The 16519-nt window shown below is 62.3% G+C and carries 18 protein-coding genes; 5 read left to right on the top strand and 13 right to left on the bottom strand.

Translation table 11 applies throughout. The features are described 5' to 3' along the window. Positions 1-12 precede the first annotated feature (12 nt). The 3 genes from JHL16_RS00200 (at position 13) to JHL16_RS00190 (ending at position 2191) form a co-directional block, all read left to right on the top strand. Entirely contained in the window at positions 13-354 is a 342-nt protein-coding gene (locus JHL16_RS00200) for a phosphoribosyl-ATP diphosphatase (protein ID WP_200182894.1), read from the top strand. A gap of 3 nt (positions 355-357) precedes the next feature. Further along, entirely contained in the window at positions 358-1308 is a 951-nt protein-coding gene (coaA, locus tag JHL16_RS00195) for a type I pantothenate kinase (RefSeq protein ID WP_137856474.1), read from the top strand. Between the two features lie 253 nt (positions 1309-1561). Further along, positions 1562-2191, top strand: coding sequence for a LysE family translocator (locus JHL16_RS00190; protein WP_200182893.1), 630 nt, complete (start codon positions 1562-1564; stop codon positions 2189-2191). A 23-nt stretch (positions 2192-2214) separates the two neighbouring features. On the opposite strand, the gene JHL16_RS00185 is transcribed toward JHL16_RS00190, so the two are convergent. The 8 genes from JHL16_RS00185 to JHL16_RS00150 all read right to left on the bottom strand — a co-directional run bounded on the left by JHL16_RS00185 (position 2215) and on the right by JHL16_RS00150 (position 10156). Then, positions 2215-2598, bottom strand: coding sequence for a DUF1344 domain-containing protein (locus JHL16_RS00185; RefSeq protein WP_200182892.1), 384 nt, complete (start codon positions 2596-2598; stop codon positions 2215-2217). Between the two features lie 336 nt (positions 2599-2934). Beyond that, complete coding sequence (locus JHL16_RS00180) at positions 2935-5496, bottom strand: GcvT family protein (protein ID WP_200182891.1); 2562 nt, start codon at positions 5494-5496, stop codon at positions 2935-2937. 245 nt (positions 5497-5741) lie between these two features. Next, on the bottom strand, positions 5742-7256 hold the full coding sequence (locus JHL16_RS00175; protein WP_200182890.1) for an ATP-binding cassette domain-containing protein: 1515 nt from the start codon (positions 7254-7256) through the stop codon (positions 5742-5744). A gap of 219 nt (positions 7257-7475) precedes the next feature. Next, complete coding sequence (locus JHL16_RS00170) at positions 7476-7844, bottom strand: hypothetical protein (protein WP_200182889.1); 369 nt, start codon at positions 7842-7844, stop codon at positions 7476-7478. Positions 7845-7924: 80 nt separating this feature from the next. Beyond that, positions 7925-8461 carry a DUF924 family protein gene (locus JHL16_RS00165; RefSeq protein ID WP_200182888.1) on the bottom strand — a complete coding sequence of 179 codons (537 nt, stop codon included), beginning with the start codon at positions 8459-8461 and terminating at the stop codon, positions 7925-7927. Continuing rightward, positions 8458-8967 (bottom strand): molybdopterin-guanine dinucleotide biosynthesis protein B, encoded by a 510-nt coding sequence (gene mobB, locus JHL16_RS00160; protein ID WP_200182887.1) that lies wholly within the window; start codon positions 8965-8967, stop codon positions 8458-8460. Before mobB ends, JHL16_RS00165 begins: the two co-directional genes overlap by 4 nt. Next, on the bottom strand, positions 8964-9566 hold the full coding sequence (gene mobA / locus JHL16_RS00155) for a molybdenum cofactor guanylyltransferase MobA (protein ID WP_246770722.1): 603 nt from the start codon (positions 9564-9566) through the stop codon (positions 8964-8966). The genes mobB and mobA overlap by 4 nt, the downstream gene beginning before the upstream one ends. 2 nt (positions 9567-9568) lie before the next feature. Next, positions 9569-10156, bottom strand: coding sequence for an MOSC domain-containing protein (locus JHL16_RS00150; protein WP_200182885.1), 588 nt, complete (start codon positions 10154-10156; stop codon positions 9569-9571). Positions 10157-10238: 82 nt separating this feature from the next. Between JHL16_RS00150 and JHL16_RS00145 the strand changes: the two genes are divergently transcribed. After that, entirely contained in the window at positions 10239-10463 is a 225-nt protein-coding gene (locus JHL16_RS00145; protein ID WP_200182884.1) for a sulfurtransferase TusA family protein, read from the top strand. Beyond that, positions 10460-11338: a dimethylarginine dimethylaminohydrolase family protein gene (locus tag JHL16_RS00140; RefSeq protein ID WP_200182883.1), complete on the top strand. Its 879-nt coding sequence runs from the start codon at positions 10460-10462 to the stop codon at positions 11336-11338. The genes JHL16_RS00145 and JHL16_RS00140 overlap by 4 nt, the downstream gene beginning before the upstream one ends. Positions 11339-11340: 2 nt before the next feature. Here JHL16_RS00140 and JHL16_RS00135 read toward each other — a convergent pair whose 3' ends face one another. From JHL16_RS00135 to JHL16_RS00115, 5 genes are all read right to left on the bottom strand, one after another. Further along, on the bottom strand, positions 11341-11688 hold the full coding sequence (locus JHL16_RS00135; RefSeq protein ID WP_200182882.1) for a Spx/MgsR family RNA polymerase-binding regulatory protein: 348 nt from the start codon (positions 11686-11688) through the stop codon (positions 11341-11343). A gap of 18 nt (positions 11689-11706) precedes the next feature. Then, the gene (locus tag JHL16_RS00130; protein ID WP_200182881.1) at positions 11707-12849 is read right to left on the bottom strand and encodes a CobW family GTP-binding protein; all 1143 of its coding nucleotides are present in this window, start codon (positions 12847-12849) and stop codon (positions 11707-11709) included. A 130-nt stretch (positions 12850-12979) separates the two neighbouring features. After that, positions 12980-13852, bottom strand: coding sequence for a carbohydrate ABC transporter permease (locus JHL16_RS00125; protein WP_200182880.1), 873 nt, complete (start codon positions 13850-13852; stop codon positions 12980-12982). Positions 13853-13856: 4 nt separating this feature from the next. Continuing rightward, positions 13857-14732, bottom strand: a complete 876-nt coding sequence (locus JHL16_RS00120) for a carbohydrate ABC transporter permease (RefSeq protein WP_200182879.1) — start codon at positions 14730-14732, stop codon at positions 13857-13859. Positions 14733-14898: 166 nt separating this feature from the next. Next, positions 14899-16278: an ABC transporter substrate-binding protein gene (locus JHL16_RS00115; RefSeq protein ID WP_200182878.1), complete on the bottom strand. Its 1380-nt coding sequence runs from the start codon at positions 16276-16278 to the stop codon at positions 14899-14901. Between the last annotated feature and the right edge of the window lie 241 nt (positions 16279-16519).

The raw sequence follows: 16519 nt of genomic DNA, 5'->3' as shown, positions 1-16519 counted from the left end.
AGGGACCGGAACATGACAGACCCACTACGCCACCGGCTGGACGTCCTGGCCGAGCTCGCCGACACGGTGACCGCTCGCAAGGGAGCGTCGCCCGAAATTTCCTACACCGCCAAGCTCCTGTCCCAGGGCATCGAGAAATGCGCCAAGAAGGTGGGCGAGGAGGCGATCGAAGCCGCGCTCGCCGCCGTCAAGGGTGATCGCGACCATCTCAAGCTCGAGGCCGCCGATCTTTTCTATCATCTGGTCGTTCTGCTCGAAGTTTCGGGCCTGCCTTTGGCCGATGTGATGGGCGAGCTCGAAAAGCGCGTCGGCACGTCGGGGATCGCCGAGAAGGCAAGCCGCAAGCAGGTGTAACCGATGGATTCGTTGCGCGACGAGATCTCGCCCTACCGCCATTTTGAGCGCAATGCGTGGGCGAAACTGCGCGCCGATACGCCGATGACGCTCGACCAGGCCGATATCGACGAACTGCGCGGCCTCAATGACCGCATCGATCTGGCCGAGGTGGTGGCGATCTATCTACCGTTGTCGCGTCTTCTCAATCTTTATGTCGCCGCCACCCAGGAGCTGTTCCGCGCCACCGGCAAGTTCCTCCATGCCGAGGGCACCAAGGTGCCTTATGTGATCGGCATGGCGGGCAGCGTCGCGGTCGGCAAGAGCACTACGGCGCGTATCCTGCAGCGTCTCCTGGCGCGCTGGCCCAATCATCCCAAGGTCGATCTCGTCACCACTGACGGCTTCCTGCTGCCCAATGAGATTCTCGAGCGCGAAGGCATCATGAACCGGAAGGGTTTTCCGGAAAGCTACGACCTGCCGACGCTTTTGCGATTCCTCTCCGACATCAAGGCCGGCCGGCGCAATGTGACGGCGCCGGTCTATTCGCACCTGACCTACAATGTGATGCCGGACAAGCGCGTCACCGTCGACCAGCCGGATATTCTGATCGTCGAAGGGCTGAACGTGCTGCAGACGGGACGGCCGCCGCGCGATGGCAAGATCATTCCCTTCATCTCCGACTTCTTCGATTTCTCGATCTATCTCGATGCCGCCGAGGATGTCATTCACGACTGGTATGTGACGCGTTTCTTCTCACTGCGCGATACCGCCTTCCGCGATCCCAAATCCTACTTCCATCGTTACGCCTCGCTCACCGACAAGGAAGCACGCGCCACCGCCAACCGCATCTGGGAGACGATCAATCTCGTGAACCTGCGCGAGAATGTCGTGCCGACGCGCCAGCGTGCCGATCTCATTTTGCGCAAGGGCGCCGACCACATCATCCACAGCGTGTGGCTCCGGAAGCTGTAGGCACGCTTCCCGTCACCCCGGCGGCAACCGGGGCCATTCCATAAGCGCAATCTGGGCGGTCCGCTTCACGATTGAGAGCCCTCAATGGATCCCGGCTTTCGCCGGGATGACGGTAGATTGCCGGCTTCATCACCCGATCAGAAAATTCCCATCTTGTGACAAATACCACAGGCGATCGCCTGACCTCCCGGTAAGGAATGCCATCCCAATTGAGCGCCGTGCTTCCACAATCGAACATCGGAGATCTCACTCAATGGATTGGCAGACCATCAGCGCCTTCCTGCTGGCGACGACGATCCTGCTCGTCACGCCGGGGCCGGTCATGGCCATCATTGTCGGCAACACGCTCAATGGCGGCCACGTCGTGGGCTTGCGCACGGTCCTGGGCATCGGGCTCGGCGAGGTGTTGCTGGTCGGGCTGCTGGGCCTGTCCTTCCTGCTGTCCAGCCGGTTCTTTGGTGACTTCTTCCCCTGGTTCTCGCTGGCGAGCGCGGCTTATCTCGCCTGCCTCGCCGCGGACACGGTCCTGCGCGCCACCGAGCCGGCGCAAAGCGAGATGCATCGTCTCTCCTCGCGGCCGTTCATCGATGGCCTCGCCATCACCGTCAGCAACCCCACGGCGCTGCTCTTCTATTCGGCGTTCTTCATGCCGTTCGTCCAGGCGAGCCAGTCGCTGGTCAGCCAACTCGGCCTGCTGGCCCTGCTTTATGTGGTGCTGAGCCTCGTCTTCGATCTGGCTTGCGTGATCTTCATCGCGCGGCTTGCGCAAAAGCGCCTTCGCAGCGCCCGCTTCACGCGTCTCGCCAGATGGTGCAGCGCCGCCGTCTATCTGGGCACCAGCGTTCTGGCCCTCGCCTCATTCCTGCAGGCGACGATGCCCTGACCAGACGACGGCACGAGTCTTGGTTACTGGGCGCCGATGTAACAGGGATTGCTGGTCGCCGTGACCTTGCACATGCCGCTGTCGATAGCGAAGTTCTTCTTCACATTGGCGGTATCGCGCGTCGGTGTCACGACCGGCACGGCAGCTTGCGAGCGGCCGGTGCGCACCACGTCATTGGCGACGGCAGCGCCGGTACGGCGTTCGAACTGGACACGCACCGTGTCGCCTTTCTGCAGGCGGCTCAAGGTCAGGCGGTTGGGCACATAATAGCTGGCGCCGTCGGCGAGCTGAAGCATACCGGTTCGCGTGTCGGCCGAACGCACGATACCGCTGTCGCTCGCGGCGAGTGCCGCGCCACCGAGTAGCGGGAGGGTCAATAACGTCAGTGCAATGATTGTTTTCCGCATGGCGATATCCTCTTGACTAAAGGTCATGGAACAAAGGCATTACGTTCCTTGACGTGGTGTCGAAGGGATGCGGCGGCAAACAGAATTTTCTACAGCGGAAAAGCCGGGCGGCGGCATGCGCAAGCTGAATCTCGCGCATCGATAACGGTTGCATCGAAGAATCCTGAGCGATTCCGGCGAGATGGCGCGAAGCTCAGAAAAAGCTCCGTATAAGCGCCAGTTACGTCAGGCTTTCGATAAGCGGAGACGTGCTATGCAATTCACGCCCGGTATCATTTTTGATACTCAGGTGTCGCCTGAGCAACTTGAGCACAATGCGTTCCAACTTGTGCCGGCTCAGCTCCTGGGCTTGAGATTCTCTGGATCGTAGAGCGGCTTGTAGCCGATGCTCGCGACCTCGACCGGATAGGTCTCGGCGAAATATTCAATATGGAGCTTCCGGCCCTCCTGGCAATAGGCCCAGGGCAGATAAGCGAGCGCGATATTCTTGCCGATGGTCGGGCCGAAGGCGATGGACGTCGTATAGGAGCGACGGCCCAGCGCATCGACCAGCACCTCGCCCGTCTGCGGATCCATGACCGGCAGATTGCCGAGGGGATAGCGCTTCACACCTTTTTTGTCGGTGTTCTCCGTCATCACCAGCGTGCACAGCATCGCCGGCTGATGGGCGCGCGCTTTGTATTCCAGATGTTTCGCCTTGCCGCGGAAATCGGCGTCCTTGACTTTCGGGCGGGCGAGATCGGCTTCGATGAGATTATATTGGGTGAGGAGATCCGCATTCTGCAGGCGCAGGCTCTTTTCCATGCGGCGCGAATTCGCATAGGTCTCGACGCCGAAGGCCATCACGCCGGTGGCGCGCAGCGCATCCCACACGGCGAGGCCATCCTCATATTTCATATGCAGCTCCCAGCCCTGCTCGCCGACATAGGAGATGCGGAAGGCGGTGACTTTCTTGCCCGCGATCTCGATCTGCTTGATCGCGGCGAAGGGGAAATTTTCGGGATCGAGGCCGGCCGGATCGGCGACGGCCTTCTTCAGCGTCGCGCGGGCATTCGGCCCCCAGATGCCGATGGTGACATATTTCTCCGACGTGTCGGTGATGGTGACATCGAGGCCACGATCCGCGGCGACGCGGCGCATATAGTGGAAGTCGCGCGGGCCCGCATCGGCGCCGTTCACGAGACGGCAGCGGTCTGCCATGCGGAAGACGGTGAAATCGGCGCGCACCATGCCCTCGTCATCGAGGAAATGCGTATAGATGCCCTTGCCGACATTGCCGTCGCCGCCGATCTTGGCGGCGCAGAGCCATTCGAGCAGCTCGACATGGTCGGGCCCTTCGATGTCGACCATGTGGAAATGCGAAAGATTGACGATGCCGCAATCCTCGCTCATCGCCAGATGCTCGGCATTGGAGACGCGCCAGAAATGGCGGCTGTCCCACTCATTCTCGCGGACCGGCACGCGGTTGTCGTACTTTTTTAGGAGATGCTCGTTGGCGGCATAACCATGCGCGCGCTCCCAGCCGCCGAGCTCCATGAAATAGCCGCCGAGCTCCTTCTCGCGCTCATAGAAGGGCGAATGCTTGACATTGCGCCCCGTCGCATAGGGCTCGCGCGTATGCACCGCCGGATAGTAGATCTTCTGGGCCGCCTCGAAAGTGCGGCCTTCGATGAATTTTTCTCCGAGCTGGTGCGGATAGAAACGCGCATAGTCGATCGAGGCATGATCGATCTCGGTGCGGCCGTCGGTCATCCAGTCGGCGATGAGCTTGCCGTAGCCGGGGCCGTCCTTCACCCAGATGGCGACGCAATACCACAGGCCCCGCACCTTCTGGCTCTCGCCGCAGGACGGGCCGCCAGCGGCCGACACCTGTAAGAGGCCGTTGAAGGAATGGCTTTCATTATAGCCGAGCTCGCCCAGAATGGGGGTGAGTGCCATGGCGCGCTCGAGCGGTGCGATGATCTGCTCCATGTCGAGATCGCGTTGCGAGGGCGACAGACGCGCTTCGCTCTTTTCGAGAATGTCGCGCGGATGGCAGAGGCGCGGATTGGTCTCTTCGTAATAGCCCCATTCGATCTGGCCGCCCTCGGCGGTCTTGGGATCGCCGGTGTCGCGCATATAGGCGGAGTTACCCTGGTCGCGCAGCAGCGGATAACCGATCTCCTTGCCCGTGCCTTCGAACTGGTTGAACGGGCCGAAGAAGGACAGCGGATGATCGACCGGCATCACCGGCAGGTCCTCGCCGACCATTGCGGCGATCAGCCGGCCCCAGATTCCGGCACAGACGACGACATGATCGGCCAAAATCGTGCCGCGATGGGTGACGACACCTTTGATGCGGCCTTTCTCGACGATGAGCGAGGTCGCCGGCGTATGGCCGAAAACTTTCAGCTTGCCGGATTTCTCCGCCGCATCGATGAGCTTGCCGGCGACCGTCTGCGAGCGCGGAATGACCAGGCCGGCATCGGGATCGAACATGCCGCCCATCACCTGATCCTCCTCGATCAGCGGGAACAGCTTCTTGATTTCGGCCGGCGAGACATAATGCGCGCGGGTGCCGAAGGCCTTGGCCGAGGAGAGCTTGCGCTTGATCTCTTCCATCCAGACATCATGGCCGGTGCGTGCCACTTCGAGGCCGCCGATGCGGGCGTAGTGACCCATCTTTTCATAGAAATCGATGGAGTATTGCGTCGTCCAGACCGACAGGTAATCGTGGCTCGTCGTGTAGCAGAAGTCGGAGGCATGCGCCGTCGACCCGATATCGGTCGGCACGCCGGACTTGTCGATGCCGACAATGTCGTCCCAGCCGCGCTCGATCAGGTGATGAGCGATGGAGGCCCCGACGATGCCGCCCAGCCCAATGATGACAACTTTCGCCTTTTCGGGGAACGCCGACATGTTGACTCCTCGAGTGTCCTTCGATCCGATTGGGGCACATTAGTGAGCCTGATTCAACGGTCGTGAGATGGAACGACCAGGGGCGAGCCGATTCCGACACGAGGCCTTTCCTCGCCAAACTCCGTCATCCCGGCGAAAGCCCCTATCAGATACACGCATCTTGCGAGGTACCGGGATTTACCTCGCCCCGCTACGCGGGGCCAGGGGAATGACCGTCGATACCGTCATTCGCCTCCTTGGCATGATCACCCCGCCAGCAGCTGGGCGAAGATCGGCCCGGGGTCGTCGACCTCGACCAGCTTCTTGCCAGAAATCACCCAAACCCGCGTCGCCACGGCGCTGACGAAGGCCCGGTCGTGGCTGACCAGAAGGCAGGCGGCGCCGTGCTCGATCAGCTCGCCTTCCAGCATGTCCTGCCCCTCGATATCGAGGTGGTTTGTCGGCTCATCCAGCAGATAGAAATTGGGCTCGGCCAGCCGCAGCAGCAGCGTCGCCAGCCGCGCCCGCTGGCCGCCGGAGAGCCTGGCGAGAGGGGCGGACTGCGCGTCGATGCTGATCCCCGCTCCGGCGAGCTGCGCCCGCGCCTGATGGTCGGTCAGGTCGCTGGACCGCTTGACCGCCTCCCAGGGTGTGCGAAACCCATCGAGTTGCGCCAGCGCTTGATCGGACATGCCGAGCTTGAGGCTCGCGGCACCTCTTATCTGCGGATCCTCGCCCTCAAGCGCCGCGCGCAGCCTGTCGACCAGCCGGGTCTTGCCCGTCCCATTGGCGCCGAGCACAGCGATCCGATCGCCGTTTTCGATCCACAGTCTCCCGGTGCGGAACAGCACCCGCCCGTCCGGTGTCGTGATCGCCGTATCGTTGATCGTCACCAGCGCCTTGGCATGAGTGCCGCTGTTGGTCAGGCGGATCGCCCCGGCCGAGCGTTCCTGATGCGCCGGCCGGGCTTTTTCCGCGAGCTTGTCGGCCCGCTCCGACAGTTGCTTGGTCTTGACGACCAGCAGGTCGGAGCCGGAATTGATGCCGATATTCTTGAGCTTGGCCGCCTGCTGCCGGAGCGCTTTGACCTTGCGCATGTCGTTTTCATACTGACGATCGCGCGCCGCGTCGCGCTCGTCCAGCACTTCGCGGGCGCGGGAATAGGGCAGCGAGAAATCTTCGCTGTCCTCCGGGCGCAGGAACAAAGTGCGGTTGGTGACATCATCGAGAAAGGCGCGGTCATGGCTCGCCGCGATCACCGCGCAGTCGCGCGGCAAGGCGAGGAGAAACCGTTGCAGCACGCCGATCCGCCCGATGTCGAGATGGTTGGTGGGCTCGTCCAGAAGAAGCAGATCGGGTTCGACCACGGCTGCGCGCGCCAGCAGCATGGTCCGCTGCCAGCCGCCGGACAGGCTGCCCACGGCGCGGCCTCTGATGGCCTCGTCCACGAAGAGATCATCGAGCAGGACATCGATCCGCCAGCTCTCGGTTTCGGCGACCTCGGGGGCGAGCGCGTCGCTGACCGCGTCATGGAGGCTTAAAGGCAGGAGACGTGCGGGCACGTCCTGCGCGGCGAAGGCGACGACCAGGCCGCGCATGCGTGTCACGGTTCCTGTCGTCGCGTCTTCCTCGCCCGCCAAGATGCGCAGAAGCGAGGATTTGCCGCGCCCGTTTGCCGCGACGAGGCCGAGGCGGTCGCCTTTGGCGACGGAGAAATTGAGTCCTCTGAACAGGAGCTCGCTGCGGGTCAGGGAAAGGTCTTTGGCGGAGAGTAGGGACATTGCAGTCTCATCAAGTCAGGGCGGCACAACGGGCTGTGCCCAAAAAGGCTGACGATGAGACGGCGATGCGTTCCTCAGTCAGCCCCGCGACGTCGAGCGCGGGGCGGAAACAGGTCCACGAGTTCTGCACTGGAAGTGCTGATGCAACATCGCCCTTCCCCTCCTGGTTGAAGCGCAAGGCCTATCTAGACCAGTTTGCACCGGATTGACAACACCGCCTCAGCCTTTGGCCAATGAAGCGGGATATTTCCTGAACAGGGCGATGGCATAGGCCACCAGCGCCCAGAGGATCGGCAGAATATTGGGGACGGGATCGAGGATGAGGCGCCGCTTCAGGTCAGCCTGGAGCAGAATGACCAGAACCGCCGCAACCAGGGCGGCGGTCTCCAGCCCTTTACGGAGCGCCGTCGATGGGACCTCGCCTAAGCCCCGGCGTTTGCACGACCGATAGGCCAGGGCGCCAAACAAGGTGACCGCTCCTGCAATCGGGAGTGAGCTCTGTGGTTGCGCTGCGATCGCGGCGATCATGATCAGACCGAGGACGATCGCAATCGTCGATCCCAAATGCTTCAGCATGCCTTCACCCATCGACCCTTGCCTGGCGTCAGAGTGAGCTGAATCGGTTCAGTTTGTCAACTGAAACACGGAAAAGCCGGCCGGTGAAGAAGTTACCCGCTGAACCCGCCCGCCGCCAGAAACGCCAGTTCCTCGGGCGTCGACTTCCGGCCCAGAACGGCATTGCGGTGCGGAAAGCGTCCGAAACGTTCGATGATCTCGAGATGGAGCGTTGCCCAATAGACCATGTCGCTGGGATCGCGCGCCGCGAACAGCGCCACGCAGCGCCTTTGCGCATCGAGATCCTCGGCATGTTCGAAAGGCATGATGAACCACATGGCGAGCGGGGCCGGGAAGGCCAGATGATCGCCGCGCGCCACCGCCTGCCTGGCGAGCGCCAGTGCTTTCTTGTCGGCGGCGAAAGCCAGTGGTGAACCGCGATGGATGTTGCGCGAGAACTGGTCGAGCATCAGGATCAGCGCCAGCATGCCTTTGGGCGTTTCCGCCCAGTGATCGAAGGCGCCGTCGCGGGCTTTGGCCAAGGCCTCCTTGAAGCGCACCGACAGCTGGCCATCGAAAGCCACATTCTTGGTGAACCAGCGTTCTTCACCGGCCTTGAGCCAGAAATCGATCACGTCGTCGGGCGTCATTTCGGGTCGAGCTCCATGCGGGTGATGATGAATTCGGCGAGCGCTTCGACATGGTCGCGGTCGAAGACCGGCACCGGTGCGTCGGGCACCGGACCCGTGGCGGCGATCGCCACGACGCTTCCGTCCTCGCCGGCGAGCTTCGGATGATCGAGCGCCAGATTGCGCACCTCGATCTTGGCGTGGTCGCCATGTTTGTAGCCTTCGACGATGATCAGATCGCAAGGCGAGAGCTTGGCGAGGATCGTCGCGAAGGACGGCTCCTCTTCATCGCGCAATTCATGGATGATCGCCCAGCGCTGGCGCGACACCACCGCGACCTCGCTGGCGCCGGCGGCGCGGTGGCGGAAGCTGTCGCGGCCCTCGTGATCGATGTCGAAGGAATGATGGGCATGTTTGACGGTGGCGATGCGATAGCCGCGCCGGGTCAATTCGTGCACCAGCTTCTCGACCAGTGTGGTCTTGCCGGCATTCTTGAAGCCGGCGACGCCGATGATCCTTTGCGTCATGGCTGAAACTCGCCACGCAGCCTGAGCGCCATGTCCATGTCGTCGGGCGTGTTGATATTGAAGAACGGGTCATAGGGCAGAGAGGACCATTCCGCGATGCCCGCGCCATGCGATAGGGCCCAGTCATGCATCGAGCGCCGGCTGCCTTGGATGAAGTCCACCAAAGCGGGGACCAGCGTCACCTTCCACAGGCCGAAGACCGGATGCAGTCTTCCGCCCGAGCTGGCGACCGCCATGTCGAGGCCTTGCGCTGCGCCTGCGAGCTTCGTCACCAGATCGCGCGGGAAGAACGGCGTGTCGACCGCGACGGTGGCGACGGACGTGAAGCCGTGACGCCCGGCCCAGTCGAGCGCCGCGAGAAGGCCGGCAAGCGGGCCCTGATGGTCGCCGGCCGCATCGGTCACCACCGGCAGCCCGTGCGTATCGACAGGCACCTTCAGGTCATGGCGGTTGACGATCAATGTCGGAACCTGCGGCCTGAGCCGATCGATGGCGAGATCGAGCAACGCTACGCCGTCGAGCACCAGCTGGGCCTTGTCTTCGCCCATGCGACGCGATTGCCCGCCGGCCAGGATGCAGCCGGCAATGTCGTCCCGCATCGTCACGCGGTGGCGGCGCCATAGAGGCGCTGCGGCGGGATCCAGATGGTGATCTGATCGCCCTGCGCCACGGCGCCCTCGCGCTCGACCCAGGCGGTGACGCCGCGTTTGTGCTTGGCCGCCTTCACGAAGCCGACCTTCTGCTGAGGGTTATGGCTGGCGATGATGTCGGCCGGATAGCGGCAGGGCTCGTTCTCCATGTCGACCACGATGGTGGCGCCGGACGGGAATTGCAGCCGCGAGGAGGGCGGCAGCAAAGTGAGATCGGTTATGCCGGAGGTCACGACATTGGCGCCGACCCATTCCGGCTTCACGGCCGGGATCTCCATGATCGCCGCGATATCAGCCAATTCCTCGACCGACAGCAGAGTGAGCTGGCGCACATTGCGGATCGGCGTGTCGCGCGGATATTGCTTGATTGTGCGCACATCGGCCGGGCGCGTCAGCCCGCTATGGCAATCGCCCTCGATGCCGTCGAAGCGCAGCACAAAACCATCGGTGCGCGATTTTTCCAGCCCGGTTTTGCGGTCCGGATTCCTGAGCAGCGCCTCGACCCGTCCGGTCTGGGCAAGCTTGGTCATCAGCGGCATGTCGAACACCTCCCGTCAGGCGGACCGGCATAGCAGGTCGAAGCCGGGCTCGCTATAGTGCGCCCCCATGACCCACCATGACATGACCGATCATGAACTCGACGCGGCGGGACTCTTATGCCCGCTTCCCGTGCTGAAAGCCCGCAAGCGCCTGGAGAGCCTCAAATCCGGTGAGATTTTGCGGCTCATTGCCACCGACCCCGCTTCCGTCATAGACGTTCCCCATTTCTGCAACGAACAGGGCCATGAGCTCCTCTCGCAGGAGGCGAGCGACGGCCGTCATATTTTCAGGATCCGGCACAAATGAGCTACGATTTCGGCGCCTTCAACAACTGGGGTTCACTCAAGAAGGTCGCGGTGCGCGGCCCCGCCACCGCCTTCAAGGACGATCACCGGCTCGATGCCGAATGGAAGCCGCTCAATTATCACTCGCGGCCCGACCTCGCCGAGGCAAACCGCGAATTCGCCGCGGTGACGCGGGTGCTCGAGGCGGCCGGCGCCGAGGTCATCGGCCTTCCCGATGGCGACGGGCTGACGCTTGATTCGATCTATACCCATGACGCTTTGATCGTGACGCCCCGGGGTCTGGTCAGGCCTTTCATGGGCAAGCCGCAAAGGCGGCGCGAGGCCACCGTCAATGGCGCCCATCTCGAAAGCCTGGGCATTCCGATCGCCGGTGAGATCCAAGGGCCGGGCTCGGTCGAAGGCGGCGATCTCGTCTGGATCGACCGCCATACGCTGCTCGCCGGCATCGGCTACCGCACCAACCGCGAGGGCGTCGCCCAATTGCGCAAGCTCGCCGGCGGCGATGTCGAGATTCTCGAATTCGACCTGCCGCATTACAAGGGCAAGAGCGACGTCTTCCATCTGATGTCGGTCTTAAGCCCGCTCGATAAGGATCTGGCGGTGGTCTATCTGCCGCTGATGCCGGTGCGTCTGGTGCAATTCCTCGAAAGCCGCGGCATCGGCTTCGTCGAGGTGCCGGACAGGGAATTCGACTCGATGGGCTGCAACGTCCTGGCGTTGGGCCCGCGCCATGCGATGATGGTGGCCGGCAATCCCGAAACCGAACGCCGCATGAAAGTGGCGGGCGTCAAGGTCGAGGTGATCAAGGGTGACGAGATCTGCCGTAAAGGTGAAGGCGGCCCGACCTGCATGACCAGGCCGCTGGTGCGCGGGTAAATCTACCCGATAAATCCCTTCACCTTGTCAGAGAAGCCCACCGTCACCGAGCCGTCTCTGTGCTCGATGAGCGGGCGGCGGATGAGCGAGGGATTCTTGACCGCCAGCGTTACCGCTTTGGCCTCGGTGAGATTCTCGGTTTCGCCCTTGGGCAGGCCGCGCCAGGTATAGCCGGCGCGGTTGATCATCTTCTCCCAGCCGCCCAGCGCCTTCGACCACTTCGCGACCTGGTCCTTGCTGATCGGATCTTCCCTGACGTCGCTGAAGTTATAGGCCTTCTTCTTCTGGTCGAGATAACCCATCGCCTTCTGGCAGGTCGTGCATTTCTTGAGGCCGAACATCTTGAGCATCGGGAAGTCTCCGGACAGTTAGTTGAGAGATAGGGTTTTGTCGGTGTGGAAGGCGCCGGCGCCGGTGATCTGGTCGGTGAAGGCCTTGAACAGATCCTCGATCAGGCGCTTCTCGATATCCTTCACGATGAAGACGAGACGCGTGCGCTGATCGCCGTCGGGCCAGGCCGCGAGCCTGACCGGCGGATGATAGATATGTTGCACGCCATGCAGAACGACCGGGCGCAGAGGATCGTCGGCGACCTTCACGATGCCCTTCATGCGCAGCATGTTGGCGCCGTGGAAGGACTGCAAGAGCCCCAGAAACATGTCGAGGCCGGCGGCGCTGATGGCGCGGTCATCCGCGAAGGTGAAGGAGCGGATATGATCGTCATGGCGCGACACGTCGTCATGATGATCATGGCTGTGCTCATGCCCGTGATCGTGATGATGATGGCCGTGATGACGGTGGCGCCGGCGCTTCTCGCCCGCCTCATAGGCCTCCGCATTGAGCCACGCGCGGGCGTCGAGTGATTTGGTCTCAGGATTATAGAGGCCGCTGTTGAGAAGCCGTGCCGCCGTCGCTTCGCCCCGATGGGTGGTGAGGATACGCGCCGCCGGATTGAGCGCGCGCAAGCGGCCGATCAAGGAATGAAGCGCATCCTCGCCTTCGCGACCGGTGAGGAGGTCGAGCTTGGTCAGCACCAGTCGGTCGGCGACGGCCGCCTGCTTCACCGCTTCCGCATGGGCATCGAGCGTCGCCTCGCCCTGGACGCCATCGACGACGGTGATGACGCTTTCGAGCCGGCAGCGTTTGAGAAGGTCGGGTTCGCTCATCACCGTATGCAGCACGGGTGCCGGATCGGCGAGGCCGGTGGTCTCGATGATGATGCGGTCGAAGGCCTTGAGCTCGCCGCCGTCGCGCCTGGCGATCAGCTTCAGCATCGTGTCGATGAGATCGCCCCTAATGGTGCAGCACAGGCACCCCGACGACATCTCGAAGACATTCTCCTCCGAGCGCTCGACCAGGAGATGGTCGATGCCGATCTCGCCGAACTCGTTGATGATCACGGCGGCATTGGCCAGCATCGGATCCTTGAGCAGGCTGTTGAGCAAAGTGGTCTTGCCGGCGCCAAGAAAGCCGGTGATGACCGAAACGGGCAGGATCTGCATGTCACTCATGGGCCGGTGATATAGGGGATGGATCGCCCGCCGTCAGCCCCTGTGGTAGCTCACCGGGAGCATGGGCGATTCACCGGTCACGCATGGAGCTCGTGCCGAAGGGCGACAGATCGCCTTGAATTTCAAGGGATTACCCCTTCACCACGCCTTCCATCAGGCCCTTGAAGAAGAGCTTCTGCGCGAAAGTGAAGGCGATGATGCCGGGCGTCACCACGATCATGTAGACGGCGGCGAGATTGGGCCATGACCATTGGCCGAGGCCGCCTTGCGCGCCCGCCAGCACCACCGGCATGGTGCGCGCCGTCTGGTCGTTGGTGAGCGTCGAGCAGAGCAGGAACTCGCCCCAGGCGGTGACGAAATTGACGATGAAGATCACCACGAGGCCGTTGCGCGCCATCGGCAGCACGATTTCCCACAGGGTGCGCACCGGTCCCGCGCCGTCGACCTTGGCCGCCTCCACCACCTCATGCGGCACCAGCTGGAAGACGCTGCGCATGATGAGGATGCTGATCGCCAGGTTGAGCGTGATATAGGGCAGGATCAGGCCCCAGGTCTTGTTGATGAGGCCCAGATAGCTCTGGATCTCATAGACGCTGATGATCGACACCACGCGGGTCGGGAAATAGAGCGAGACGAGCAAAGCGGCGACGATGATGCCGCCGCCCTTGGGCCGCATATGGACCAGCGCATAGCCGGCGAGGATCGCGAAGATGCTGGTGAACAGCGTCGTGAGGCCGGTGACATAGATGCTGTTCCATAAGTTTACCGGCAGCGTGTCGATCTTCTCGAACACATAGGCATAGGTGCCGAAGTCGAATTTGCGCGGCCAGAAATCGCCGCGCATCGCGTCGGGACGCGATTTGATCGACATCATCAGCACCCAGGCGAGCGGCGCCAGAATGATCAGCATGAAGATGTTGATCACGCCATGGCGGATGATCGAGGCTTTGTTCTCGGCGAACCAGCTCCGTTCCGGCTTTGCGCTGAGGGCGGCGTCGCTCATGGTCCTATCCCTTCGGCCTGAAGATGCGGATCAGGATCACCATCACCACCATCATGCCGAGTGCACCGATCATGCCGATCGCCGCGGCGAAGCCTTGGCGCCACAGACCGAGCTTGAAGGCCTGGTCATACATGAAGATCGTCCAGGTATAGGTCGGCGTGTCGCGGTTGAAGCCGCCGAAGATCAGATATTCATCGATCACCGCCATGGCGCTGCCGAAGCGCAGCACGACGAGGATCATCATGATCGGCGCCAGCGCCGGGCGTGTGATGTGCCAGAAGATCTTCCACTCGCTCGCCCCGTCGATGCGCGCCGCTTCCGGCAGGTCCTTGGGGATCGCGGCGAGGCCGGCGAGGAAGAAGATCGTGTGATAGCCGAGGCCCCACCACCATTCCATCACCGCGATGGCGGGCAAGGTCAGCGGCGTGCCGCCCAGCCACTGCGGTGCGTTCTGCAAGGTGAAGAGGCCGGTCACGTCGACCAGGAAATGGTTGATCGGCCCGACCTGGTAATTATACATCCACTTCCACAGCACGAAGACGAGCGTGCTCGGAATGACCGCCGGGATCAGCAGCACCACGCGATAGAAGGTGGCGAGCTTGGCATTCGTCACCTTGTCGATGAGGATGGCGAGGAGCAGCGGCAGAATGATCGTTCCGGGCAGGAACATCAAGGTGAAGAGGGCGGCGCGCCACAGGCTCGCCCACATCAGGGGATCGTTGAGGGCCGTGATGTAATTGGCGAAGCCGACGAACTGCGCCGGATCGCTCGACAGGAATTCATAGTCCGTGAAGCTGATCCACAGGACGCGGAAGATCGGATAGACCTGATAGCCGACGAAGAAGACGATGGCCGGCAGCAGGAACCACCAGGCGCTCATCGTATTTCGTAAGGCGGCCAAGCGCTCGGCCAAACGGCTCTGAGGCGCCAGACTCGTGGTCATCCGATCGGAAGCGGTCGTCTCAACCATTAATCCAAGCTTTGCAGAATACGCGGATTAGAGCAAACGGGAACCGGACCCGAATCCGGTTCCCGCGCCTCTTAAGTTATTTGCCGCGCTTCATTTCGGCCTGGACGGCGTCCACGACCTTCTGCAGCGCCGCCTTGGGATCGGCTTCCTCGCCCTTGAGGAAGGTTTCCCAGATCGGTTTGCCGATCACGAATTGCTGCAGGCCGAAGATATGGTTGTTGATGGCCTTGGCCTTGTCGAGCTGGCCGCGCACCAGCGAGACGAAGTCCGGCATCCAGTCGGGCTTCTTGGCTTCCCATTCGGCGTAGATCGACTTGTAGGGCGGCAGCTGACCGGGATGGCTGGTTTCGGTGCCGGCGATCGAGTCTTTCCAGATCTGCGCGTCATAGGTGAGCGCCTTGATGTATTCGGCCGCCTTCTCTTTGTTCTTGCCGTGCTTGAACAAAGCGCTGCCGGTGGTCCAGAACACCGTCGAGCCTTCGCCATTGGCGAATTTCGGCAAGGGTCCGAGATGCAGGGCCTTCTGGTCGTCCCAGTTCTGGGCCATGCGCAACGGCGCGTTGAAGTATTTGGTGAAGTAGCCGACGCGCTGGGCGGCGAAGGCCACTTCGTCCGGCGTGCCGTTGACGCCGCCGTCGGAGGCGCCTTCGAGCAGGATGTCGGGATGCGACACCGCCATGATGCTCTTCATCAGCTTGAGGGCTTCGACCGCCGCATCGCTGGTGAAGTCGAACAGGCCCTCGGAGGTGTAGACATTCGAGCTCATGCTGTGTGCAAACGGCGCCAGCGAGCGCCAGCCATGCGAATCGAAGGTGGCGCCGAACGGAGCCGTCCCCGAATCCATGATCTTCTTGGCATTGGCGAGATGTTCGTCCCAGGTGGCGGGAGCGGCGTCCGGCAGGCCGGCCTTGGTGGTCAGGCCCGAATGCCAGGAATTGCCGATCACGTCGAGGAAGAACGGCCAGCCATAAAGCTTGCCGTCGATCGTGTTCTCGGCGCGGATCGAGGGGATCATGTCGTCGAGCACGTCCTTCGGGATATAATCGTCCCACGGCTCGATGACGCCGGCTTCCTTCATCGCCGTCATTTCGACGAATGGCGTCTGGCCGACATAGACGTCCCAGGTGCTTTCCTTGTTCTTGGCTTCGGCCACGAAGCGCTCGATGCCGAAGCCTTCGACCGGCGCGATCTGGTAATTGATGTCGGGGAACTTCTCATTCACCTTCGGAATGCTCGGGTGGAGATCCTGGATCCACTGATAGAAGGTGGGGGTCAGCGGCCGGTCCTGCGCGCGCGCCGAGCCGATGCCACCTTTCACCGCGGCGCCGACGCCGGCGAGGCCAAGCCCCGCGGCCAGGCTGCGGGTCAGGAATTCGCGCCGGTCGATGCGGCCCTGCCGCAATTGCCTGGCCAGCGCATCCTGAACCAGATATTCCTCTTCCTTGCGTATCTTCATCGTTTTCTCCCGAATTGTTGTTCAGCCCTTGGGGGCTGTCGTTTTAGTTGGCAAACACGATTGTCGAAGATGTCCGTACCTGCAATGGCTGCCGCCGCTGAACCATGAGTTCCGGTCGAGCGGAACGGAACAGGCATATCTGCACGTATTCGGTGTCCTCCTCTTGAAGAGGCCTCGACAGGTCGGAAGCCCTAGATTATCAGATAATATGAAGGTGCCAAGACATCTCAATGGGGTTTAG

The organism is Taklimakanibacter albus, assembly GCF_016595235.1.
Lineage (GTDB): Bacteria > Pseudomonadota > Alphaproteobacteria > Rhizobiales > Aestuariivirgaceae > Taklimakanibacter > Taklimakanibacter albus.
Note: the sequence above shows the minus strand (reverse complement) of the source record. Positions and strands in the feature narration are given on the sequence as shown.